Consider the following 21,284-nt stretch of genomic DNA (forward strand, 5'->3'; position numbering starts at 1 on the left):
AAGAGCATTGCTTTGAGTTAACAATCAGTTTATTTTTGACCAATTAGGCAGGCTCTTTAATCAGAGTTGTCGAAGACCACAAAAATCAGAAGAGGAATTGGAATGAAAGGTGTCTTTCTAGCGTCTGCAACTGCACTTGCAATCGCTGCATCTTCCGCTTATGCGAAAGATGCAGGTCCAGCTGTCGTATTTGATAAAGCGGGTAAATTCGATAAGTCCTTTAACCAGGGCGTTTACGAAGGTTCTAAAAAATACACGACTGACACTGGTATTAAAGTTCGTGAGTTTGAACCAAAGAATGAAGCGCAAGTGGAGCAAGGTCTACGTCGTCTTGCTAAACGCGGTTACTCTCCTATCGTTGCGGTAGGCTTCAACCAAACGTCAGCGGTTGAGAAAGTAGCAAAGGACTTCCCTGATACGAAATTTACGATCATTGACGGTGTAATCAATTTACCTAATGTGCAGTCTATCGTATTTAAAGAGCACGAAGGATCATTCCTTGTTGGTGCGTTGGCGGCAATGACGTCTAAAACAGACACGGTTGGCTTTGTTGGCGGAATGGACATTCCTCTTATTCGTAAATTCGGTTGTGGTTACGAGCAGGGTGCAAAATACATCTCTTCTGATGCGAAGGTTATTCAAAATATGACAGGCTCTACTGGGGCTGCATTTAATGACCCGACTAAAGGTTCTGAGTTGGCGAAAGGTCAGTTCTCACAAGGTGCGGATGTTGTTTTCGCTGCAGCGGGTGGAACCGGGATCGGTGTATACCAAGCGGCTGCTGATGCTGGAAAATACGCAATTGGTGTCGATTCAAACCAAAACTACTTACACCCGGGCGTAATGTTGACGTCTATGGTTAAGCGAGTAGACCAAGCTGCTTACAATACGTATGAAGCGGCTGCTAATGGCTCATGGACTTCAGGCATTACGGTATTAGGTCTTGCTGAAAATGGGGTTGGTTGGGCATACGACGACAACAATAAATCTCTTATTACTGATGATATGAAGTCAAAAATGGATGATATCCGCGCGAAAATTGTAAGCGGTGACATTAAGGTTCATGACTACATGGCAACCAACTCTTGCACATATTAATTGGTTGAATAGAAACAGTCGCTCGCTTTATTAGCGGGCGGCTGTTTTTTTTATCTTCAGTGTTTATCTGGCAAGCTACGTTTTAAGTTATTTAGAGCCACGTTTGTCTATTTAGTGTCTAAACTGTCATCAAACATTGCTAGTTTTCGTGCAATGCACGCAGTCTTGCGAGCGAACCTCTGAGCGCAATAAGTTTACCGAGTGGTTTTTTAACTAACGAAAAGACAATACATTATTAAATAAGTTATGAATAAACCGACACATCCATACGCAATAGAATTGCGTGGCATTTCAAAACGTTTTGGTGCTGTACAAGCAAATAAAGACATCAATTTGCAAGTTCCAGCAGGTACTGTTCACGGGATTATTGGTGAAAACGGTGCCGGTAAATCAACGCTGATGAGCATTATTTACGGTTTTTATGAAGCCGATTCTGGCACGATCGAAATCGATGGTCAGGAAGTTAAGATTCGCAATTCTCAGGACGCTATTAAAGCGGGTATCGGTATGGTGCACCAACACTTCATGTTGGTTGAAAACTTTACGGTGCTGGAGAACGTCATACTGGGAGCAGAAGGCGGAACGATCTTGAAAGGCGGGATGGATGCTGCTCGAAAAGAACTTGCCCGTTTAGAGCAAGAGTTCAGTCTTGATATCGATGTTGATGCTGTTGTCGAAGATCTTCCTGTTGGATTGCAGCAACGAGTGGAGATTTTAAAAGCACTGTATCGTGGTGCTCGTATCTTAATATTGGATGAGCCTACCGGAGTACTTACCCCTCAAGAGGCAGATCATCTATTTCGTATTTTGGACGCTCTTAAGAAGCAGGGCGTTACAGTCATTTTGATCACTCATAAATTGCGAGAGATTCTAGCGTCTACAGACAATGTGTCGGTAATGCGTCTAGGGCAGATGGTTGCACATCGCGAAACAGCAAAAACGGAGAAAGAAGAGCTGGCCGAGTTGATGGTTGGTAAAAAAGTCCGCTTAAAAGTTCTGAAAGAAGAAGCGGAACCCGCAGAGGTCAAACTGGCTGCAAAAAACATCTCCTATGTGGACTCCCAAGGCGTTACACGTTTAAAGAATATCAATTTAGAGCTACGCGCTGGCGAAATCGTGGGTATAGCGGGGGTGTCTGGCAATGGGCAAAGCGAATTGCTCAATGTGTTGTCTGGTATTACGCCTATGTCTTCTGGGGAAGTTCATATGGCAGGTCAGGTGATCACACCTAAAGCACCTAAGAATGCAGCACAAATGCGTGATCTTAAAATGGGGCATATTCCCGAAGATCGACATAAAATGGGTCTAGTAACCGGATTTGAGGCGTATGAAGCGGCTGTTCTTGGTTACCATAATGATCCTGCTTACAATGGCAAAATTTTCTTAAACCGAAAAGCCATGTTAGATGAGTGTAACGAACGCATGCAGGATTGGGATGTTAGACCGCCTAACCCTCACCTCAAAACGGCAAACTTTTCGGGTGGCAATCAGCAAAAAATCGTCATCGCACGTGAAGTCGAGAAAAACCCCGATGTTTTGTTAGTTGGACAACCGACTCGCGGAGTTGATATTGGCGCGATTGAAAATATACACGAACAAATAATTAAACTAAGAGTCGCTGATAAAGCGATCTTATTAGTGTCGGTGGAGCTAGATGAAATTATGGCACTGAGTGACCGTATTCTGGTTATGTTCGACGGCGAAATTGTAGGTGAGCTGCCTGCAAGTGAGGCTGACGAAAGAACATTAGGACTAATGATGGCAAATGCCTTCAATGAAGAGGGGGCATCGGCATGAGTCAGGCAAAAGTTCCTGTTTGGGTAAACGTTGCACTTATTCCTCTTCTCAATATTATGTTGGCTTTTGCGGTTTCTGGGCTAGTGATATTAGCGATCGGTGAGAACCCAATTGAAGCCGCTGGTTATTTAATCTATGGCGCATTTGGTTACGAGGAAGGCATTGGCTACACCTTGTACTATGCGACAAACCTTATTTTTACTGGACTAGCGGTGTCCATCGCGTTTAAAGCAGGCCTTTTTAATATTGGTGGCGAAGGTCAGGCTTATATCGGTGGTCTTGGTGTGGCACTGGTGTGTCTATGGCTGGATTCCAGCATGCCATTTATCATTATTATGCCGTTGGCCGTCATCGCGTCGGCACTTTTTGGCGCGGCGTGGGCGTATATTCCTGCTTACCTTCAAGCTCGTCGTGGCAGTCATATCGTGATAACCACCATCATGTTTAACTTCATTGCGTCGTCTTTGATGGTTTACTTGTTGGTTAATTGGCTAAAAGAAGAAGGACGCATGGCGGCAAACAGCCGAACGTTCGCCGAAAACGCTTGGATGCCTTACATGCACGAAATTCTAGCGCCGCTTGGAATCAATATTAGTGATTCTCCATTGAACGGCGCTTTTATATTAGCGCTTATCTGCTGTGCCTTTATATGGGGGCTTATTTGGCATACTCGTTGGGGTTATCAATTGCGTACGTTAGGAACGAATGCGACAGCAGCGCAATATGCAGGGATTGATAATGCCAAAGTGACCATCTGGGTGATGTTGATTTCGGGTGGTTTGGCTGGTTTTGTAGGTGTTAACGAGATCATGGGTGTTAACCATAACCTATTGCTGAACTTCACAGCGGGGTATGGTTTCGCTGGAATCGCGGTGTCATTGATGGGACGCAATCATCCTATCGGGATTATTTTAGCCGCGACTTTGTTCGGTGCACTCTATCAAGGTGGGGCGGAACTGGCCTTCGAAATTCCGACGATTACACCGGAAATAGTCGTGGTTATTCAAGGTTTGGTGATTTTATTCTCTGGTGCGCTTGAGCATATGTTCAAAGATCGCATCGAAGGTTTTTTTATTCGTAGAGCAGCGTAGGAGGAAAGAGTATGTTTGAAACATTAATTCTGATTCTGGACGCTACATTACGAGTGTCCACACCACTAATTTTAGCCGCATTGGCAGGTTTGTTCTCAGAACGAGCAGGTATCGTCGATATTGGCTTAGAAGGCAAAATGCTGGGTGGCGCGTTTGCAGCCGCAGCCGCAGCGGCCGTATTTGGTTCCGCGTGGATTGGTCTTGGTTTCGCCATTTTAGCGTCCGTAGGGTTGGCTTTGATTCACGGCTTTGCTTGTATCACTCATCGTGGTGATCACATTGTATCGGGTGTTGCGATCAATACGATTGTTGCAGGGTTAACCATTACACTTGGCTTAGATTGGTTTGGCATGGGCGGGCAAACCCCCGCGCTTTCGGGCGATGCACGTTTTCTAACGATCACCTTCCCATTTGCGGATGCGCTTGCCGATGTGCCTGTGATTGGGCTCATTTACTCTGAGTTGCTGAGCGGCCATAACATCTTAGTGTACTTGGCGTTTGCACTTGTACCTGCGACCTATTGGATGGTGTATAAAACACGCTTTGGACTGCGTTTAAGGGCTGTGGGTGAAAACCCTCACGCCGTTGATACTGCGGGTATTTCTGTTGCTTTTGTTCGTTACCGCGCCGTCATTATTTGTGGTGTGTTGTGTGGTGTCGCTGGTGCGTATTTGTCGACGGCACATAACGCTGGTTTCTTGAAAGATATGAGTGCCGGTAAAGGCTACATGGCGTTAGCCGCGCTTATTTTCGGTAAATGGCGTCCAGTGCCTGTGATGTTTGCGTGTTTACTCTTCGGCTTCTTAGATGCCGTTGCTGTGCGTATGCAAGGCGTGGTTGTTCCTGGGATTGGCGAAATTCCAGTTCAGGCGATTGAAGTTCTCCCATATGTACTAACGGTTTTGTTGCTGGCTGGTTTTATTGGGAAAGCAGTTGGTCCAAAAGCGGTTGGTCGTCCATACGTCAAAGAAAGGGCTTAATTTAGTCCATCGGTTAGCCTTTGCTTAGCGTGGGCTAACCGAGTGAGGAGCGCTTATATGAAGGCGAATATGAATCAGCATGAGCTATTAGCATTGGCTCATTCAGCTATGGATAATGCTTATGTGCCTTACTCTAATTTTCGAGTTGGCGCAGCGATAGAAACTGAGTCTGGCGAGGTCTTTTCTGGATGCAACGTTGAAAATGCATCTTATCCAGAAGGAACGTGTGCCGAGGCTGGGGCGATCTCGTCTATGGTTCGTGCGGGTGAATCTAAGATCCGTCATATCTATGTAATGGGGATGGGGGATGAGTTAGTGACCCCTTGTGGTGGTTGCAGGCAACGCATCCGAGAGTTTGCGACCGCAGAGACTGAAATCCATATTTGTAGCCCTGACGGCGTACGAAAAACCTTCTTGATGAACGACTTACTTCCATTCTCGTTTGGTCCAGACAACCTTGCCGTTTGAGCGTAGCGCTGAGATAAGCAAAACTTAGATGAGCAAAAATAGACGACCACTCTCTTGCCCTCTAAAGAACAGAACGCCATTAGAGGGCAAGAGAGTGGTAGATCAAGGAGTAAGCGCGCGTTTATTTCTCGTGACTTTTTCTCTTTTCTTTAAATCGCCGCGATATAAAGCGCTGGCGTACCATTCATATCAGAGCTGTACAAAACCCCTTTGCTGTCGGGCGTAAAAGAGGGATGCGGGTGGTTTACCTGACGACTGTTATTTAATACTTCCCAGCTGGTTTTATGTTGGCATACTGCTTTTGTTGTGCCAGCTTTTAGGTCAAAGACATAAATATTGTCGTCGTTTTCAAGTTCATGCCCTGATGAGTCTGCAACATCCACCGGCGTGCCAGATCCATCACCAACAACAAGAGAGCCGTCATAGTTACTCATGAGGTGGCTGCAAGCGGGCATGATGGTTTCGCGTTTTTCTTCTAGGGTGTTTGGATCAACAGAGTAAAGCCAGCGTTCTGTTTCGCCTCGTGTATAAGAAACAAACATCATTTTTGATCCGTCAGGAACAAAGAACTCATGCGTACATGACTCTTCTTTTGTTTGTTCGTAGACTTTACGAACGTCAGTACCATCTTCGTTTACAAACCACATGCGTGTTTCGATAAGGTCGTGTGGTCCTTCATGACAAAAGGCCACCGTATTGTCGTCAAAGGGGCGATAGAGCGGATGCCCCATCCAGACGTTTTGATCTAGAATGACCGTTCTTTCACCCGTCTGCATATCTATTGAGATCAAGCGGCAACGAGGGTTTTTGTGGTAAAACTCTGCAAACTTCTTCCAATCTGTCAGCGGCATATGATCTTCCGCTTTGATTTCGATGCCGACGATCTTTGTGCAATCTCTGTTCGCCACCCAAGTGCCATAGCCAACCCAGCCTTTTTCAACTTCGTATATAGTGTGGTGTTCTTGCGTCTTAATGTCGACCCGAATCAAGGCATGGTTGTTCTTCATAAAGATAAGAGCATCGCCCTGTGTTGTCAGAAATCCGCCAAAGGTGTTATCACCCGTTCCTTGAGTTAATTGCACGGCAGATTGTTCATCTAAATCCATAAGATAGTAATTCCATGGACCGTCAAAATCCCCTGCAAACAATAGCTTATCGCCATTTTCAGAAAAGCACTTTTGATAAAAGTAGTTTCGATGGCAGACCGCATCATTGGGTGTAAGTTGTGTGACTTGATTCCCTGTTAAGGCGTCAAAGTAGGTGTTAAACGAAAGCGGAATGGTGTTTCCGGTAGCCATAAAATCCTCTCTTTTTATTGTTTGAACGGTTTTATAGGGCAGCGATTGCTGATCTAACAGTGTGTTTGTTCTTGGTAGATTACTCGACCCATACAAAGTTTAGATTGAAAATAATAAAAATAAAACGCTTTTTTAATTTTATTGTTTTTGTGTTGCAAAAATATTTTTCTCTTCCTAGTATGTAACTTCAACTACGCATAAAAATAACTAAGAGTTGGAAATCATGTATGAAAATAGTAGATTAGGCCTTGCCTATATCAGCCCCTATATAATCGGTCTCATCGTGTTTACCGCGTTTCCGTTTATTTCGTCGTTGATCATCAGTTTTACGGAATATGATCTGATCAATCCTCCTGAGTATGTGGGATTGGAAAACTACGAGTACATGTTAGAAGATGACACCTTCTATCAGTCTATGTGGGTGACCTTTGCTTACGTATTTTTAACCATTCCTCTAAAGCTTGCTTTCGCATTGTTCATCGCATTCGTATTGAACTTTAAATTGCGAGGCATCAAGTTCTTTCGTACGGCCTATTACATCCCATCTATCTTAGGAAGTAGTGTCGCGATCGCCGTTTTATGGCGTGCTATTTTTTCATTGGATGGTTTGCTGAATAGCTTTATCGGAGTGTTTGGCATTGAGCCCGTTTCTTGGTTGGGTGAGCCGGTATTCGCGATGTTCTCTGTCACGCTTTTGCGGGTTTGGCAGTTTGGCTCCGCAATGGTTATATTTTTAGCCGCATTACAAAACGTGCCTCAATCGCAGTACGAAGCTGCCATGATTGATGGCGCGTCCAAGTGGCAAATGTTCACTAAAATAACCATCCCGCTCATTACCCCTGTTATCTTTTTTAACTTCATCATGCAGACAACTCAAGCCTTCCAAGAGTTTACTGCGCCTTACGTTATTACGGCGGGTGGACCTGCAAAAGCCACGTATTTGTTCTCGCTTTATATCTACGAAACCGCCTTTAAGCACTTTGAGCTTGGCTACGGCAGCGCGCTCGCATGGGTGCTCTTTATCGTCGTGGCAATCTTTACTGCTATTTCATTTAAGTCGTCAAAATACTGGGTGTTTTACTCAGGGGATAAAGGTGGAAAATGATGATAAATCGTCTGTTTGCCGATCACCGAAATAGCCAAGAAGGCTTGAGTGCGGAGGCAATAAAAACGCTGCGTAAGCAAAAGATCGGCGCTCTAATTCGGTATCTTATTCTGATTGCGTGCGGTGCGGTCATGTTGTACCCGCTCGTTTGGATGTTTGCTGCTTCTTTTAAACCAAACTACGAGATCTTTTCGTCGCTTAGCTTGTGGCCATCTGAATTTTCGATGGACGGATTTATCAACGGCTGGAATACCGGAACAGAATATACATTTGGGCGCTTCTTTTGGAACACCTTTATGTACGTGATTCCCAAGGTCATTCTAACCGTTATTTCGTCTGTTATTGTGGCTTATGGTTTTGCTCGGTTTGAAATCCCCTATAAGAAGTTTTGGTTTATCACTCTTATTGCGACCATTTTGCTTCCGAGCTCTGTATTGCTTATTCCTCAGTACTTAATGTTCCGTGAAATGGGCATGTTAGACAGTTATTTGCCTTTGTATTTACCGATGGCGTTTGCAACACAAGGCTTCTTCGTCTTTATGTTAATTCAGTTTCTTCGAGGCTTGCCAACGGACATGGAAGAGGCGGCAATGATCGATGGGTGTAACTCTTTTCAGCTCCTTATTTACATCATCATCCCGATCTTGAGACCGGCGATTATCTCCGTCGCGCTGTTCCAATTTATGTGGTCTGTTAACGATTTTCTTGGGCCGCTGATTTACATCTCTAGTGTAGAAAAATATCCGATAGCACTCGCTTTGAAGTTGTCCATCGATGTAACGGAAGGAACGCAATGGAATGAAATTCTGGCGATGGCCTCCATTGCTATCGTGCCTTCGATCGTTGTGTTCCTTATTTCTCAAAAATATTTTGTCGAAGGCATCACAGCCGGCGGCGTAAAGGGTTAGGAGTAGAGTTATGTCTAAAGTGACGTTAGAAAAAGTAGCAAAAGTATACTCAAATGGCTTTAAAGCGGTGCATGACATCGATCTCGAAATTCAAGATGGCGAGTTTATGGTGATGATCGGACCATCAGGCTGTGCCAAGTCTACGACACTGCGAATGTTAGCGGGATTAGAAACGATATCGGGTGGGCATGTTCGAATTGGCAATGATGTCGTAAACAATTTAGCGCCGAAAGATCGCGGTATTGCGATGGTGTTTCAGAACTACGCGTTGTATCCACACATGACGGTCAGAGAAAATCTTGGGTTTGGTTTGAAGTTGGCCAAAGTGCCTGCCGATCAAATAGAGAAGCAAGTAAATGAAGCGGCCGAGATGCTGGAACTGATGCCTCTTATGGATCGATTACCACGTCAACTATCTGGTGGTCAGGCTCAGCGTGTGGCAGTTGGTCGCGCGATTGTAAAGCGCCCAAATGTCTTTTTATTCGACGAACCATTGTCTAATCTCGATGCAAAACTGCGTGCGTCAATGCGCGTCAGAATCTCTGATTTGCACAAGCAGCTCAAATCCTCAAACCGTTCCGCCACAACCGTTTATGTTACTCACGACCAGACCGAAGCCATGACAATGGGAGACCGAATTTGCGTCATGAAAGAGGGCGTCATCATGCAGGTTGATACGCCGGCGAATTTGTACAAATACCCTAAAAACTTATTTGTAGCGGGGTTCATTGGCGCGCCTGAGATGAACATGATTGCGGCGTCTTTCTCTGAGCTGGCTGACGGTTGTTTGAATGTTGATTTTGGCGAATTCGGTTTATGCCTAAATGCTAGCAAGTCCGAAAAAGTAAAGAAAAAGGCGGTTGCGAACGACGTTACGCTGGGGATTCGACCAGAGTTCATTCATCTCGCAGAGGAGCAGTCGGCGAAAGATCAACTAGTGAAAGGCACGATCGTAAGAATGGAAAACATGGGATCTGAATATTATGTGTACTTCTTGGTAGGAGGCCAAGAGTTATGCGCGCGTATTCAGACTTCAATTGTTGAGGAAAAGTTACTCGATGCGTCCGGCAAAGAGCAACTCTTTTTCTTTGATATGGCGCAAAGCCATGTGTTCGATAGGAAAACGGAAGAGAACCTCTCTCTTTAATTCACATGTTTAAATCATAAAAAAGGGCAACGCGATGAAGAAAATAAAAAAAATAATGTCATTTGTGGTAGTTGGCGGAAGCGTCTTGTCGGCAAGTTATGCTCCAGCCGATGAACTACGTATGTCGTGGTGGGGAGGGAACTCTCGACATGAGGCGACAAACGCTGCGGTCGATGAATTTGAAAAGAAATACCCCAATATTTCGGTTAAAACAGAGTATACGGGCTGGGGTGGTCACTTAGAGCGACTGACGACTCAAATTGCGGGTAATACCGCCCCCGATGTGATGCAAACGAATTGGAACTGGTTGCCTATCTTTTCGAAAAACGGCGATGGCTATCAGGATTTGACGGACTACAGTGACATCATCGATTTTTCTCAGTTTCCTGAAAGTGCATTGAAAGCGGGTCAGCGCAATGGCGTTCAAAATGGCATCCCTATTTCTATGGCGGCGCGTATCTTTTATTACAACAAAGATACGTGGGCACGCGCAGGGCTAGACTTCCCGACAAATTGGGGGGAGCTCATGGCATCTGGGGCGGTTTTTAAAGAAAAACTCGGTGAAAAGTACTTCCCAATGGTGTTAGAAGGGCGTGATGTTATGGCCATGAATCGTTCCTATATGATTCAAAAGTATGGCGTACCCTTTATCGATGAAGCAAGTAAACGAATCGCCTACAGCGAAGAGCAAATGGTTGAGTTTTTCCAACTGTATGCCGATATGGTCACACAGCATGTCGTGCCAAGCAGTAAATATATTGCTGCTTTCGGTGCCGCGAATCTATATGAGCATAAGCCTTGGATCAATGGTGAATGGGCGGGGGTTTATATGTGGAACTCCGCGATTAACAAATATAACGACAACCTTAAACCACCGATGTCTATGGCGTTAGGTCCGTATTTAATTAAGAGTGGTGCAAGTGATGCTGGGTTGTTTTATAAGCCCGCGCAGATGTTCGCCATTGGAAATAATACGAACTACCCTGAGGACTCCGCAGCCTTAATTAATTTCTTACTGAACGATCCACAAGGGTTCAGAGCCATGGGTCTAAAGCGAGGTGTTCCATTAAGTAAGATAGCGAGGGAAACGTTAGTTGCTGATGGGGTTATTAAGAACAAAGACCTTTCGGTTGCTGGACTAAACTACATTGATGTTTTACCTAAAAACTCTTCCGTTTCGCAATACTTCGAAAATCCTAAACTACTGGGCTTGTTTGAAGAAATGCTTCAAGACATGGATCACGGCAATAAAACCGTCGAAGAAGCTGCGGATACCTTTCTTAAAAAATCAAAACGCATTCTTCGCAAAGCGATGAAGTGATAGTGATCACGCCGCCGACTTGATAAACGCCTTATCGAGTCGGTGTCACTTTTCTAGTTTAGAGCGTGTTTGGATAGATATTTTTTATTTTAAAACAATGTTTCATTAATATTGAATGCTTTTTTCTTCATGCTATTCTATAGCGAATAGAGCATAAATACATTAAGGCTCGTCAGTCGGGTTTAAGAGGGTAAAACGATGCTAAATATGTTTAATCTTGAGGGAAAAGTAGCCATTGTGACGGGTTGCAATACGGGGCTTGGTCAAGGCATGGCGCTTGCGCTTGTAAAGGCAGGTGCCAAAGTGGTCGGTGTGAATCGGTCGAACCCAGATGAAACGGCTGCGTTGATTAAAGAAGCAAATGGAGAGTTCGTCAATGTAATGGCTGACGTTGCCGATTCAAATACACCTAACTGTGTATTAAGTGAGGCGATTAATCAGTTTGGCCGCGTGGATATCCTTATAAACAACGCCGGTATAATTCGCCGCAACGATGCGATTGATTTCACCGAAAAAGATTGGGATGAGGTGATGGACGTTAATTTAAAATCCGTTTTCTTTCTGTCTCAAGCGTTTGCAAAGCAAGTTATTAAACAAGGTTCATATGGCAATATCGTGAATATTGCTTCTATGCTGTCGTATCAGGGAGGCATTCGCGTCCCTTCTTACACCGCTTCGAAAAGTGGCATTTTGGGGCTGACACGTTTGTTGGCGAATGAATGGGCGAAAGACGGCATTAATGTTAACGCTATTGCTCCTGGTTACATGGCGACGAACAATACCGAAGCGCTGCGAAACGACGAAAGCCGCAGTGCTGAAATATTAGGTCGTATTCCAGCTGGCCGCTGGGGTGAAGCTGATGATGTTGCAGGCCCCGTCGTGTTTCTTTCCTCCGATGCATCTCGTTATGTAAACGGATACACACTGGCTGTTGATGGTGGTTGGCTTGCAAGATAGCCTTGCAAGATAGCCAGTTGTTACAGATAGACGAAGTAGACAGTTTTAGCGCAAAGGTACGTGGATGCAGATTCAAAATAAAGACCGTCGTGTTGGTGTGATTGGTGAATGCATGGTTGAACTTCAAGGAACCATGTTTTCAACACTAAAGCAGTCATTTGGCGGCGATACGTTTAATACCGCCGTGTACCTCAAACGTTTGCTCGGGTCGTCTTATCAAATCAGTTATTTAACCGGGTTAGGGCTCGACCCTCTCAGTGAGTATATGTTGGAGCAATGGCGGGAAGAATGCATTGACACGCGTTACGTTGCGCGAATAGACGACAAACTACCCGGGCTGTATCAAATCTCCGTTGCGGAAAATGGAGAGCGCACGTTCCAATATTGGCGTAATGATGCGGCCGCAAAATATATATTTGATGAGGAATCAGTCGATTCCCTAGAAGAAATATTGTCTCAGTTTGGTTGGCTATATTTGTCGGGTATTAGTCTGGCTATTCTCACAGAAAAGGGGCGAGAGACATTGTTAAGTGCTTTAGAAATTTATACCACGAAAGGCGGTAAGCTGTTCTTTGATAACAACTACCGACCGATTTTATGGCCCGATAAAGAGGTTTGTCAGTCTGTTTATATGAGAGTGTTGGCTTTGTCTCATATCGCTCTATTAACAGAAGAAGACGAACACTTATTGTGGGGAGAAAGTTCGATAGATCATATTTTCGACTCAACGCCAACGAATGAAATTGCGATCAAGCGAGGCTCAAAGCCCTGCCTTATTAATGAAAAAGGAATGCGTGTTGCTGTTCCCGCTCAGCCCGTCTCCAACATTGTTGATACAACGGCAGCGGGGGACTCGTTTGCCGCAGGGTATTGCTGTGGCCGAATTATTGGCTTGTCTCCAGAAGAGTCCGCTGAAAAAGGCCATGTTGTAGCGGCACGCGTTATACAGTTTCCGGGAGCAATCATTGCGAAAGAGTCTTGGGAAAAGCTTGTATCTCAATAATAGCCGACTCACTGGCCTTACTTATGTAATAGTATTTCGTAATAGCAAATTGAGGGTTATTTTTTTATAATTTTCACACATCCATTTCAGAAAAATTAAAAAACTATGGCTAATGACGACGAAATTCAAATAGAACCCGTATCTTCGGTGATGAAGGTGTTCGCTATTCTGTCCGCTTTATCGACTCAAAAGTCGTTAGGTGTAACGGAATTGTCGCGGCTTTCGATGACATCTAAGAGCACCGTGTACCGTTTTTTGCAAACTATGAAGATGTTAGGGTATGTGCGTCAAGAGGGTGATACAGATAAGTATTCGTTGACTCTAAAGTTGTTTGAAGTGGGTGCGAAAGCGCTTGAGTATTCAGATCTTGTAGAGATTGCTGAACCTCATATGAATCGTATTGGCGAAACGACTCACGAAGCGCTGCATCTTGGAATTCGAGACGCAGATAACATAGTGTATGTCTTCAAAGTCGATGCGCAATATAACTTACGAATGCAATCTCGAATTGGCCGCAGAAATCCACTTTATAGTACTGCGATCGGTAAAGTGTTGTTAGCAGAAAAGCCAGAGCAAGAAGTAAGAGAGATCTTAGCCAACACCGAATTTTTGCCATCGACCACCAATACGCATAAAGATGCCGCGTCTCTCATTGCTGAATTAGCCATCGTGCGCGAGCAAGGTTTTGGGGAAGATGTAGAAGAGCAAGAAGAAGGACTTCGTTGTGTGGCTGCGCCAATTTATGATCGTTTTGGCAATGTGATCGCGGGCATGAGTTTGTCTTACCCTACGTTACGACACAGCGACGAAGATAAGCTGAAGTACATCGAGATGCTGCAAGAAAGCTGTAAAAAAGTATCGGATCAATTAGGCTATCGAAGCCAGCAGTGATCAACACAACCAAGATGTTGGGTTAAGCTGGATTGTTAAAGTACTTTTTAAACAAGAGCTTCTAGCACACGAGCTTGGAAAGACTATGCTTTTAGTTGAGGAAGGTGTTTTCAAGCTCACTGGCTTCAGCATGTGGGTAACACTTTCTAAATTAACTAAGACAAACTAGAACGGAAAACAACTAACGATATCCTTGATTGCTTTCCGTTCTATATCGTTCGTAGGTTTCATAACTCATGCTGTGCTGAGCAATACAATCGTTCGTTTGGCTATGGCGAAGTTCCGTACAGTCGTATTGCCAACGGCTTTGAATCAACTCATACAGTTGTTTGTTCGAGCATCCTTGGCAAAGCACTAATCCCAACGAAACGATCACTCTTAGTCCCCAACTCATCTCTTTACTCTGATTTGTTTATTGATTGCTAAACAGAGAGTAAGAGTTTTATATGACTCAGGAATGACGAGAATGTGTCACTTTATTTGCTATTTAAAGTCGCCAGGTTGAGTTGATAGTCTGAGTCGTGTCTAAAAAACGTTATGCTTACTTATCTATTGTGCATGCTATTTTTTAGCTTTAAAACGTTTAAAAAAAGATACAAAACTCTGATCCGTTTTGCATAGATATTCACCGCTTATTTCTATAAAGTTTGCCTACCTGTTTAATCTTTAAACTTCCTTGAATTCACCTTCATGCTATCTCGTTGATTTTGGTACACTTAATGACCACTTTTATTGCTTTTGCTATAAATATCGCACTGTTTTCTGTTTTTCCTTTATACGCTACGACCATGACAGCACGCTTTCGTAACCCCGCTTTGTATGCCTATATGGGGATTATTCTTGTTGTGGGCGGTTTAGCGGGTGCGATTTTCTCGTTTCCTTTGACACAAAATACATTTGTCTCAGGAGGTAATCTTGCTTACGGCGCGTTTATGATGACAGCCGTCATGCTCATAATCAGTGAGCGCAACATGATCACTTTTCGAAACATGCTTCGATTACTTATTTTGGTTGATGTGTTCGTCTATGCAGGGTTTAACTACACGGCATGGCTTTTGGATTCTGGCCTAGTGACAAAGCCTGTGCCGATTCCGTCTGATATTTTTAATGTTTCAATGTACGTATTGTTGCTTGGTGGTACGTTGATTCTTATTGAAATTGTGTTGCTTATGATCATATTCATTAAAGCCCGTCGGTTGACCTCTAAGCTATCCAATCTCGCGGTGATCTATACTATCGCCTTTATCGCTATCCTGTGTCTGGATGGCGTTTTATTTCCTGTCATTGCGTTGAACTCTCATCCTGAGTTAACCCGTATTATTGTCGGTAACGTGACAGGAAAGGCCATTATGGCAGCCTGTTATAGTGTTCCGCTTTTGATCTTCTATTTTATGTCTCGAAAACAGTTTGCTGAGTTTGTTGGTAGTCCGTTGCCATTGAATGAACTATTGCGAGCACCGCGTAAAAAGTTGTTAGACACCTTATATCAATACGAGCTGCGCGACCGTCAATCACAGCAAGACAAGCAGAAGCTGCGAGAGCAGGCTGAAACAGATTCGCTGACAGGGTTAGCAAACCGAGGTAAGTTTAATCAAACCCTAGATGATCAATGGCAGATTTGTAAAAAAACTCAAACACCTCTTACCTTAGTGATTGGTGATATCGACTACTTTAAACAGTTTAATGATACCTACGGTCATGAGCGTGGGGACAATTGTTTGCAACGCGTTGCAGAGCTTTGGCGCAGTACACTTGAGAATGACGTGGAACTTGCTGCACGTATTGGTGGAGAAGAGTTTGCTTTGTTATTTCCAAACAGTACCTTTGACGAAATTTCAGCCCGATTGCAAACTTTTCGGATGAAACTGAAGGAAGCGTCTATTTCACATGAAGCGTCAGAGGTTTCGACGCAAGTTACCTTTAGTGTAGGCGTATCGAGTGTTATTCCTAATGACGACCTAAGTATTAGAGATCTATACATCAGCGCCGACAGTAATTTGTATCGTGCAAAAAACAGCGGGCGAAACACGATTAATTTTGAAGCAACGCCCTAACGAAGTATGTCTCTTTCTTAGTGAAGGCCAAATGCTCTTAATGCGGCTGTTACGCATACGCCGCTCAAAAGAACATAGACAAGGTTCACACGCAAATAAGCCAAGCATAAGGCAATTAGCACACCAGCACAGCGAGCCACCCCAGCAAAGCTGCCGTCTTCGAAAACGGCGGCTGTTACCGCGACTGAAACCAGTAATATGGAACCTGTTTGGTTGAGTGTTTCTGTATAGTCTTCTAGATTTTTAAAATGTTTATGAGCGACGGTTCCGTAAAACCGTATAGCAAATGTACCTAGTGCAAGTAAGACCATTGCAAGGATTAATACAGTATTCATGTCGTTTTCTTTTTTGATTTAAGCGGGAAAAGAAACAGGGCGCTCAAGGCTAGAACAGCAGGTAACCCCGCCGCTAAAAATGGGGTTGATACCGTTGCTAACGTGGCTCCGAGTGCTGATTGAATTGCTTTTCGCTTTGTTGATATCGTGGGTACGACTAAGGCAAAGATTAAACAGGGAAACAGGGCGTCAAGTCCCAGCTGTTCTGGGTTGATAATCAGGTCAGAAAAAACACCACCGATTAAAATTCCGATTGGCCAACATAGCAAGATACCAAGCCCAGACAGCCAATAGGCGTATTTTTTCCGTTCAGGCTTGCTCTGGGACAACGCAAAGGCAACGCTCTCATCATTCATTAAGTGACTGCCTAGTAGATGTTTCCAACCACTGCCAACCTCATGTTTGACGAGTACACCAAAGGGTAAATGTCGAATATTGACGAGCAATCCTGCTAACGCACCCATTATTGGATTCCCCCCTGTGGCGAGAACAGATATGAATATAAATTCCGAAGCACCAGCTAAGACTGTCACAGCGAGGATAAAGGGAATCCAAAGGTCTATGCCAAAATGGCCTGCTGTTGCACCAAAGGACAGACCGACCACTCCATCAATTAAGCAGACGGCAACAATACTTCGAGTAATGCTGTTCATTTTAAATATCATGCGGTAATCTTCTATATGAAACAATAGTTCGCTATAAAGAACGATTTTTTTATTTATAGATCATAGCTAGGTTGTTCGTCAAGAAGAACATTTGTTCTTTTTGGTGATTTAAAGTTGAATTTGATGGGGGGCGCATGACTCAACGAATGTCCGATGCACAACGATTAATTTCGAGGTCATTGCAGAGGGAAAGAACAAAAAAGGGTTACTCGATAAATGAGCTATCAAAGTTGGCAAAGGTCGCTAAATCGACGTTGTCTCAAATTGAAGCAGGAAGTGGTAACCCTAGTATAGAAACCGTTTGGGCGCTCAGTACCGCGCTAAATGTTCCTTTTTCAGCCTTGATGGCTCCACACGAGCCAGAGGTGCAGGTCATTCGAAACGGTGAAGGGTTGGCCATTCAGTCCGATCAAGCAGACTACAAGGCAGTATTGTTGTCATCGTGCCCGCCTTCTGCGCGACGAGACTTGTATCTAACGACCGTTCAGCCTGGTGAAGTACGCCATTCCAAGCCGCACTCAGACGGTGTGAGAGAACATGTGGTTATTGCTCAAGGCCGAGCGATGGTTGGATTAGTTGACGATCCCGTCGAACTGTTGCAAGGAGACTATATCTGTTATCCCGGTGATCAAGCGCATGTATTTGAAGCGTTGGAACCTGACACAATGGCGATATTTTTGACTGAGCATTGATCGCATGCGCGTTATATTTTTCTCCTTTCAGGCTGCTCTTTCCTGCGATTCTTACTCATTAAGGTTGGAACGCCGATGGCCTAAATGAAACATGCTGCTTTATGTCTCCTGTTTTATGACACCTAATAAGATCTACGTAATACTACGTAGATCTTATTAGGTGTTTTTCCTGAGTCAATTCGGTAGTCCTACGAATAGTGCCTTGCATCGTAATCAGACAGGATAAAAAAGCGTGAAATCACGAACTGACTAATGTCTGAATTAAGCAAGGATAAAAATAATGAAATTGCTAAAACTCACAAAGTTAGTAGCGATCGCTACTGTCACTGTATCCAGTTTGACTTCCTCTTTAACGATGGCGGCAGATGGTAAAGTTTACCGTCTGAAAATGGCCGAGAGTTGGAACACTAACTTCCCCATCTTTGGTGATGCACCGCGAGAAATGGCGCGACTTGCTGAAGAAATGTCAGATGGTCGTATTAAGATTACCATCGACTCCGCAAACAAACATAAAGCGCCTTTTGGTGTGTTTGACATGGTGCGTTCCGGCCAATATGACTTAGGACATTCCGCATCGTATTACTGGAAAGGCAAGGTTCCTAATACCTTGTATTTCACGACCATGCCGTTTGGTATGACCGCGCCAGAGCAATATGGTTGGTTCTACTATGGTGGTGGGCAAGCGCTATCAAATAAGGTCTACAACAAGTTTGGCTTGATGTCATTTCCTGGCGGGAACACGGGTAACCAAATGGGTGGTTGGTTCCAAAAAGAAATTAATTCTGTTGACGACCTGAAGGGATTGAAAATGCGTATTCCCGGCTTCGCAGGCGAAGTATTGGCGAAACTGGGTGCGAAACCCACGAATATTCCATCCGGTGAGTTGTTTACCGCGTTAGAGCGCCGCACGATAGACGCGTTGGAATGGGTTGGACCATCATTAGACCTTAGAATGGGCTTCCATAAAATTGCGCCGTACTACTACACAGGTTGGCATGAGCCTGCGACCGAGCTTCAATTTCTCGTTAATCAGCGTAAATGGAAACGTTTGCCAGACGACATTCGTACGATCTTAAAAACGGCAATGAAGCTTTCTGCGTATGACATGTACATTCAGTCGTATCATGAAAGTGCTGAAAACTGGGCGAAGATGAAGTCGGAATTCCCAAATATTCAGGTTAAATCTTTCCCGAAAGATGTTATGTCTGCAATGTACAAAGCCAATCAAGAGTTGCTAGACGAAAAGTCGGCTGAAGACCCGTTAGCGAAAGAGATCATAGACTCTCAACAAAGCTATATGAAAAAAGCGCGAGTTTGGACGAACATTTCAGACCGTGCGTATCTTGATAGTGTCGACGCTGTAGAGCAATAAGACCCTCACTCTCCTACGTTTAGCACCTTCCTTATACATTGCTAAGCGTAGGATGAGTCCTCTAATCATCGGTTATTTAACTCTATTCCCTACCATGTCAGGGTACGTTTATGTTTTTAGTGAAACTTGAAAAGACACTCGGTAAGTATTCGCTCTTATTGGGAAAAGTTTCAGCGGTTCTACTTATTTTGCTGCTGTTTAATGTTTTTTACGATGTCTTGATGCGTTATTTATTCAACGACGTCTCTATTGCGATGCAGGAGCTAGAATGGCATCTCTATTCTGCAATCTTCCTTTTAGGAATTCCATTCGGTCTGCAAGTCGGTGGTCACGTTCGGGTTGACCTAGTTTATGAAAGGCTCTCTATAAGGGGCCGAGCGTGGATTGACTTGATTGGCACTCTTATCTTTTTGCTGCCTTTTTGTCTGCTGGTTGGTTATTACGGCGTCGGGTTTGCGAAGGAAGCCTATGAGCTTGGCGAAACCAGTGGCGATCCGGGCGGATTACCTGCGCGTTGGATTATAAAAGCCGTTATCCCCGTTGCGTTTTTCTCAATAGCAATCAGTGGTTTAGGCATGCTGCTACGATGCATTAATGCCATTCGCGGTATTAGCGAAGACGGCTTTAAACACGAGCCCATACAACATTAATCGCCACGGTTAGAAGGTATTTTTATGATCGGTATTATTATGTTTTTCGTGGCGCTGGTGTTGCTACTTTTTGGCTTTCCAGTTGCCTTTACGTTTGGTGGTGTTGCCCTTATTTTCGGTGTGTGGGCCGAAGGGTGGGACATGTTTGCTTTTATGCCATTCCGTATTCAAAGCTATATGGAAAATACGGTAATGATGGCGGTTCCTCTGTTTATTTTTATGGGGATCGTTCTACAGAAAACGCGTTTGGCTGAGCAACTGCTTGAAGCAATGGGTAAGCTGTTTGGTGGTGTGCGCGGTGGTTTGGCTATTTCAACCATACTTGTTGGTTCGTTACTTGCCGCGTCGACAGGCGTTGTCGGTGCCAGCGTCGTCGCAATGGGTTTAATATCATTGCCTGTGATGCTGAAATACAACTACAGCAAGAAGTTGGCAACAGGGACGATTTGCGCATCTGGTACTCTAGGGCAAATCATTCCGCCGTCTATTATTTTGATCATCCTTGGGGATGTATTAGGCATTCCAGTTGGCGACCTATTTCACGCGGCTTTGTTACCGGGGTTCGTGCTGATTGCGTGTTACATCGGTTATATTCTGATTATAACTTGGATGAAACCTGAGCTCGCACCTGCCATTCCTCATGATGAGGATCTTGGCAGTCGAAAGGAGCAAGTCATTGACGCTCTGAAAGCCATTGTTCCGCCATTGGCTTTGGTATTGATCGTACTTGGTTCAATTTTTACGGGCATTGCGACGCCGACAGAATCGTCTGCATTGGGTGGCGTGGGAGCGATTGTATTAGCGCTTATCTATCGTTCGTTTAGCTGGAAAATGGTGTTCGACAGTGCACTTGAAACCGTCAAAGTAACGGCAATGGTGTTCGCTATTTTAATGGGCGCGACGGCCTTCTCAATGGCATTCAGCTATACTGGTGGTGACTATATTGTAGAAGAAGCGTTACTTAGCCTACCCGGAGAAAAGTGGGGCTTTATCATTCTATCGATGGTGGCTATTTTAATACTGGGCTTCTTTATCGACTTTGTCGAAATCGCCTTTATTATCGTGCCTATTTTAGCGCCAGTTGCTGAGGCTTTGGGTCTTAATATGGTTTGGTTTGCTATATTGATCGCGATGAACTTGCAAACATCCTTCCTGACGCCTCCATTTGGTTTCAGTCTGTTCTACTTGAAAGGTGTGGCACCGCCCACCGTTAAAACGATGGATATTTATAAAGGCGTTATGCCCTTTATCCTGATTCAAGTGTTGGTATTGGTCAGTATTGTTCTGATGCCGGAACTGTATGGGATGGATTAAGAGCGAAGGTTAAAACCTAAGCATCAGGATGAAGTTTGTGTCTCTTTAAAGAGAGCAACTAAAATTGAAATCAAAAGAGAAACTTGTGTTTCTCTTTTGTTGTTTTTATGGATGATATGAGTAAAAAGCCGAATACAA

Annotated in this window: 21 protein-coding genes; 17 read left to right on the top strand and 4 right to left on the bottom strand. The window is 44.2% G+C overall.

Translation table 11 applies throughout. The features are described 5' to 3' along the window. Positions 1–102 precede the first annotated feature (102 nt). The 5 genes from MARME_RS02600 (at position 103) to cdd (ending at position 5,434) form a co-directional block, all read left to right on the top strand. On the top strand, positions 103–1,098 hold the full coding sequence (locus MARME_RS02600) for a BMP family lipoprotein (RefSeq protein ID WP_013659719.1): 996 nt from the start codon (positions 103–105) through the stop codon (positions 1,096–1,098). 246 nt (positions 1,099–1,344) lie between these two features. Next, a complete protein-coding gene (locus tag MARME_RS02605) occupies positions 1,345–2,895 on the top strand; it encodes an ABC transporter ATP-binding protein (RefSeq protein ID WP_013659720.1) in 1,551 nt (516 codons plus the stop codon). After that, a complete protein-coding gene (locus MARME_RS02610) occupies positions 2,892–3,986 on the top strand; it encodes an ABC transporter permease (RefSeq protein ID WP_013659721.1) in 1,095 nt (364 codons plus the stop codon). Before MARME_RS02605 ends, MARME_RS02610 begins: the two co-directional genes overlap by 4 nt. Before the next feature lie 11 nt (positions 3,987–3,997). Further along, a complete protein-coding gene (locus MARME_RS02615; protein ID WP_013659722.1) occupies positions 3,998–4,966 on the top strand; it encodes an ABC transporter permease in 969 nt (322 codons plus the stop codon). Between the two features lie 57 nt (positions 4,967–5,023). Next, positions 5,024–5,434, top strand: a complete 411-nt coding sequence (gene cdd / locus MARME_RS02620) for a cytidine deaminase (protein ID WP_013659723.1) — start codon at positions 5,024–5,026, stop codon at positions 5,432–5,434. Positions 5,435–5,583: 149 nt separating this feature from the next. Here the strand turns inward: cdd and MARME_RS02625 are convergent, their stop codons facing one another. After that, positions 5,584–6,732: an oligogalacturonate lyase family protein gene (locus tag MARME_RS02625; protein ID WP_013659724.1), complete on the bottom strand. Its 1,149-nt coding sequence runs from the start codon at positions 6,730–6,732 to the stop codon at positions 5,584–5,586. 223 nt (positions 6,733–6,955) lie between these two features. On the opposite strand from MARME_RS02625, the gene MARME_RS02630 reads away from it, so the two are divergent. From MARME_RS02630 to kdgR, 7 genes are all read left to right on the top strand, one after another. Beyond that, the gene (locus MARME_RS02630) at positions 6,956–7,837 is read left to right on the top strand and encodes a carbohydrate ABC transporter permease (protein ID WP_013659725.1); all 882 of its coding nucleotides are present in this window, start codon (positions 6,956–6,958) and stop codon (positions 7,835–7,837) included. After that, positions 7,834–8,745 carry a carbohydrate ABC transporter permease gene (locus MARME_RS02635; protein WP_148230990.1) on the top strand — a complete coding sequence of 304 codons (912 nt, stop codon included), beginning with the start codon at positions 7,834–7,836 and terminating at the stop codon, positions 8,743–8,745. Before MARME_RS02630 ends, MARME_RS02635 begins: the two co-directional genes overlap by 4 nt. 10 nt (positions 8,746–8,755) lie before the next feature. Next, positions 8,756–9,892, top strand: coding sequence for an ABC transporter ATP-binding protein (locus tag MARME_RS02640; protein WP_013659727.1), 1,137 nt, complete (start codon positions 8,756–8,758; stop codon positions 9,890–9,892). A 34-nt stretch (positions 9,893–9,926) separates the two neighbouring features. Then, positions 9,927–11,213 (top strand): ABC transporter substrate-binding protein, encoded by a 1,287-nt coding sequence (locus tag MARME_RS02645; RefSeq protein ID WP_013659728.1) that lies wholly within the window; start codon positions 9,927–9,929, stop codon positions 11,211–11,213. A gap of 198 nt (positions 11,214–11,411) precedes the next feature. After that, a complete protein-coding gene (gene kduD, locus MARME_RS02650; protein ID WP_013659729.1) occupies positions 11,412–12,170 on the top strand; it encodes a 2-dehydro-3-deoxy-D-gluconate 5-dehydrogenase KduD in 759 nt (252 codons plus the stop codon). A gap of 64 nt (positions 12,171–12,234) precedes the next feature. Then, entirely contained in the window at positions 12,235–13,173 is a 939-nt protein-coding gene (locus MARME_RS02655) for a sugar kinase (RefSeq protein WP_013659730.1), read from the top strand. Between the two features lie 105 nt (positions 13,174–13,278). Further along, the gene (gene kdgR, locus MARME_RS02660; RefSeq protein WP_013659731.1) at positions 13,279–14,064 is read left to right on the top strand and encodes a DNA-binding transcriptional regulator KdgR; all 786 of its coding nucleotides are present in this window, start codon (positions 13,279–13,281) and stop codon (positions 14,062–14,064) included. A 181-nt stretch (positions 14,065–14,245) separates the two neighbouring features. Here kdgR and MARME_RS22015 read toward each other — a convergent pair whose 3' ends face one another. Continuing rightward, the gene (locus tag MARME_RS22015) at positions 14,246–14,458 is read right to left on the bottom strand and encodes a hypothetical protein (protein ID WP_013659732.1); all 213 of its coding nucleotides are present in this window, start codon (positions 14,456–14,458) and stop codon (positions 14,246–14,248) included. Between the two features lie 325 nt (positions 14,459–14,783). On the opposite strand from MARME_RS22015, the gene MARME_RS02665 reads away from it, so the two are divergent. After that, a complete protein-coding gene (locus MARME_RS02665; protein ID WP_013659733.1) occupies positions 14,784–16,118 on the top strand; it encodes a GGDEF domain-containing protein in 1,335 nt (444 codons plus the stop codon). A 17-nt stretch (positions 16,119–16,135) separates the two neighbouring features. Here MARME_RS02665 and MARME_RS02670 read toward each other — a convergent pair whose 3' ends face one another. After that, positions 16,136–16,453, bottom strand: coding sequence for an AzlD domain-containing protein (locus MARME_RS02670; protein ID WP_013659734.1), 318 nt, complete (start codon positions 16,451–16,453; stop codon positions 16,136–16,138). Continuing rightward, on the bottom strand, positions 16,450–17,118 hold the full coding sequence (locus tag MARME_RS02675) for an AzlC family ABC transporter permease (protein ID WP_013659735.1): 669 nt from the start codon (positions 17,116–17,118) through the stop codon (positions 16,450–16,452). The genes MARME_RS02670 and MARME_RS02675 overlap by 4 nt, the downstream gene beginning before the upstream one ends. A gap of 134 nt (positions 17,119–17,252) precedes the next feature. Between MARME_RS02675 and MARME_RS02680 the strand changes: the two genes are divergently transcribed. The 4 genes from MARME_RS02680 (at position 17,253) to MARME_RS02695 (ending at position 21,146) form a co-directional block, all read left to right on the top strand. Further along, a complete protein-coding gene (locus MARME_RS02680) occupies positions 17,253–17,810 on the top strand; it encodes a helix-turn-helix domain-containing protein (RefSeq protein ID WP_013659736.1) in 558 nt (185 codons plus the stop codon). A gap of 280 nt (positions 17,811–18,090) precedes the next feature. After that, complete coding sequence (locus tag MARME_RS02685; protein ID WP_013659737.1) at positions 18,091–19,182, top strand: TRAP transporter substrate-binding protein; 1,092 nt, start codon at positions 18,091–18,093, stop codon at positions 19,180–19,182. 110 nt (positions 19,183–19,292) lie between these two features. After that, positions 19,293–19,832, top strand: a complete 540-nt coding sequence (locus MARME_RS02690) for a TRAP transporter small permease subunit (protein WP_013659738.1) — start codon at positions 19,293–19,295, stop codon at positions 19,830–19,832. Between the two features lie 24 nt (positions 19,833–19,856). Then, on the top strand, positions 19,857–21,146 hold the full coding sequence (locus tag MARME_RS02695) for a TRAP transporter large permease (RefSeq protein ID WP_013659739.1): 1,290 nt from the start codon (positions 19,857–19,859) through the stop codon (positions 21,144–21,146). Positions 21,147–21,284 lie beyond the last annotated feature (138 nt).

It is taken from the genome of Marinomonas mediterranea MMB-1 (genome assembly GCF_000192865.1).
GTDB lineage: Bacteria > Pseudomonadota > Gammaproteobacteria > Pseudomonadales > Marinomonadaceae > Marinomonas > Marinomonas mediterranea.

Excerpts from the sequence above, each read along its gene's own strand:
- MARME_RS02600 (WP_013659719.1), top strand. The coding sequence starts at position 103 with ATGAAAGGTGTCTTTCTAGCGTCTGCAACTGCACTTGCAATCGCTGCA.
- MARME_RS02605 (WP_013659720.1), top strand. The coding sequence starts at position 1,345 with ATGAATAAACCGACACATCCATACGCAATAGAATTGCGTGGCATTTCA.
- MARME_RS02610 (WP_013659721.1), top strand. The coding sequence starts at position 2,892 with ATGAGTCAGGCAAAAGTTCCTGTTTGGGTAAACGTTGCACTTATTCCT.
- MARME_RS02615 (WP_013659722.1), top strand. The coding sequence starts at position 3,998 with ATGTTTGAAACATTAATTCTGATTCTGGACGCTACATTACGAGTGTCC.
- cdd (WP_013659723.1), top strand. The coding sequence starts at position 5,024 with ATGAAGGCGAATATGAATCAGCATGAGCTATTAGCATTGGCTCATTCA.
- MARME_RS02625 (WP_013659724.1), bottom strand. The coding sequence starts at position 6,732 with ATGGCTACCGGAAACACCATTCCGCTTTCGTTTAACACCTACTTTGAC.
- MARME_RS02630 (WP_013659725.1), top strand. The coding sequence starts at position 6,956 with ATGTATGAAAATAGTAGATTAGGCCTTGCCTATATCAGCCCCTATATA.
- MARME_RS02635 (WP_148230990.1), top strand. The coding sequence starts at position 7,834 with ATGATGATAAATCGTCTGTTTGCCGATCACCGAAATAGCCAAGAAGGC.
- MARME_RS02640 (WP_013659727.1), top strand. The coding sequence starts at position 8,756 with ATGTCTAAAGTGACGTTAGAAAAAGTAGCAAAAGTATACTCAAATGGC.
- MARME_RS02645 (WP_013659728.1), top strand. The coding sequence starts at position 9,927 with ATGAAGAAAATAAAAAAAATAATGTCATTTGTGGTAGTTGGCGGAAGC.
- kduD (WP_013659729.1), top strand. The coding sequence starts at position 11,412 with ATGCTAAATATGTTTAATCTTGAGGGAAAAGTAGCCATTGTGACGGGT.
- MARME_RS02655 (WP_013659730.1), top strand. The coding sequence starts at position 12,235 with ATGCAGATTCAAAATAAAGACCGTCGTGTTGGTGTGATTGGTGAATGC.
- kdgR (WP_013659731.1), top strand. The coding sequence starts at position 13,279 with ATGGCTAATGACGACGAAATTCAAATAGAACCCGTATCTTCGGTGATG.
- MARME_RS22015 (WP_013659732.1), bottom strand. The coding sequence starts at position 14,458 with ATGAGTTGGGGACTAAGAGTGATCGTTTCGTTGGGATTAGTGCTTTGC.
- MARME_RS02665 (WP_013659733.1), top strand. The coding sequence starts at position 14,784 with ATGACCACTTTTATTGCTTTTGCTATAAATATCGCACTGTTTTCTGTT.
- MARME_RS02670 (WP_013659734.1), bottom strand. The coding sequence starts at position 16,453 with ATGAATACTGTATTAATCCTTGCAATGGTCTTACTTGCACTAGGTACA.
- MARME_RS02675 (WP_013659735.1), bottom strand. The coding sequence starts at position 17,118 with ATGATATTTAAAATGAACAGCATTACTCGAAGTATTGTTGCCGTCTGC.
- MARME_RS02680 (WP_013659736.1), top strand. The coding sequence starts at position 17,253 with ATGACTCAACGAATGTCCGATGCACAACGATTAATTTCGAGGTCATTG.
- MARME_RS02685 (WP_013659737.1), top strand. The coding sequence starts at position 18,091 with ATGAAATTGCTAAAACTCACAAAGTTAGTAGCGATCGCTACTGTCACT.
- MARME_RS02690 (WP_013659738.1), top strand. The coding sequence starts at position 19,293 with ATGTTTTTAGTGAAACTTGAAAAGACACTCGGTAAGTATTCGCTCTTA.
- MARME_RS02695 (WP_013659739.1), top strand. The coding sequence starts at position 19,857 with ATGATCGGTATTATTATGTTTTTCGTGGCGCTGGTGTTGCTACTTTTT.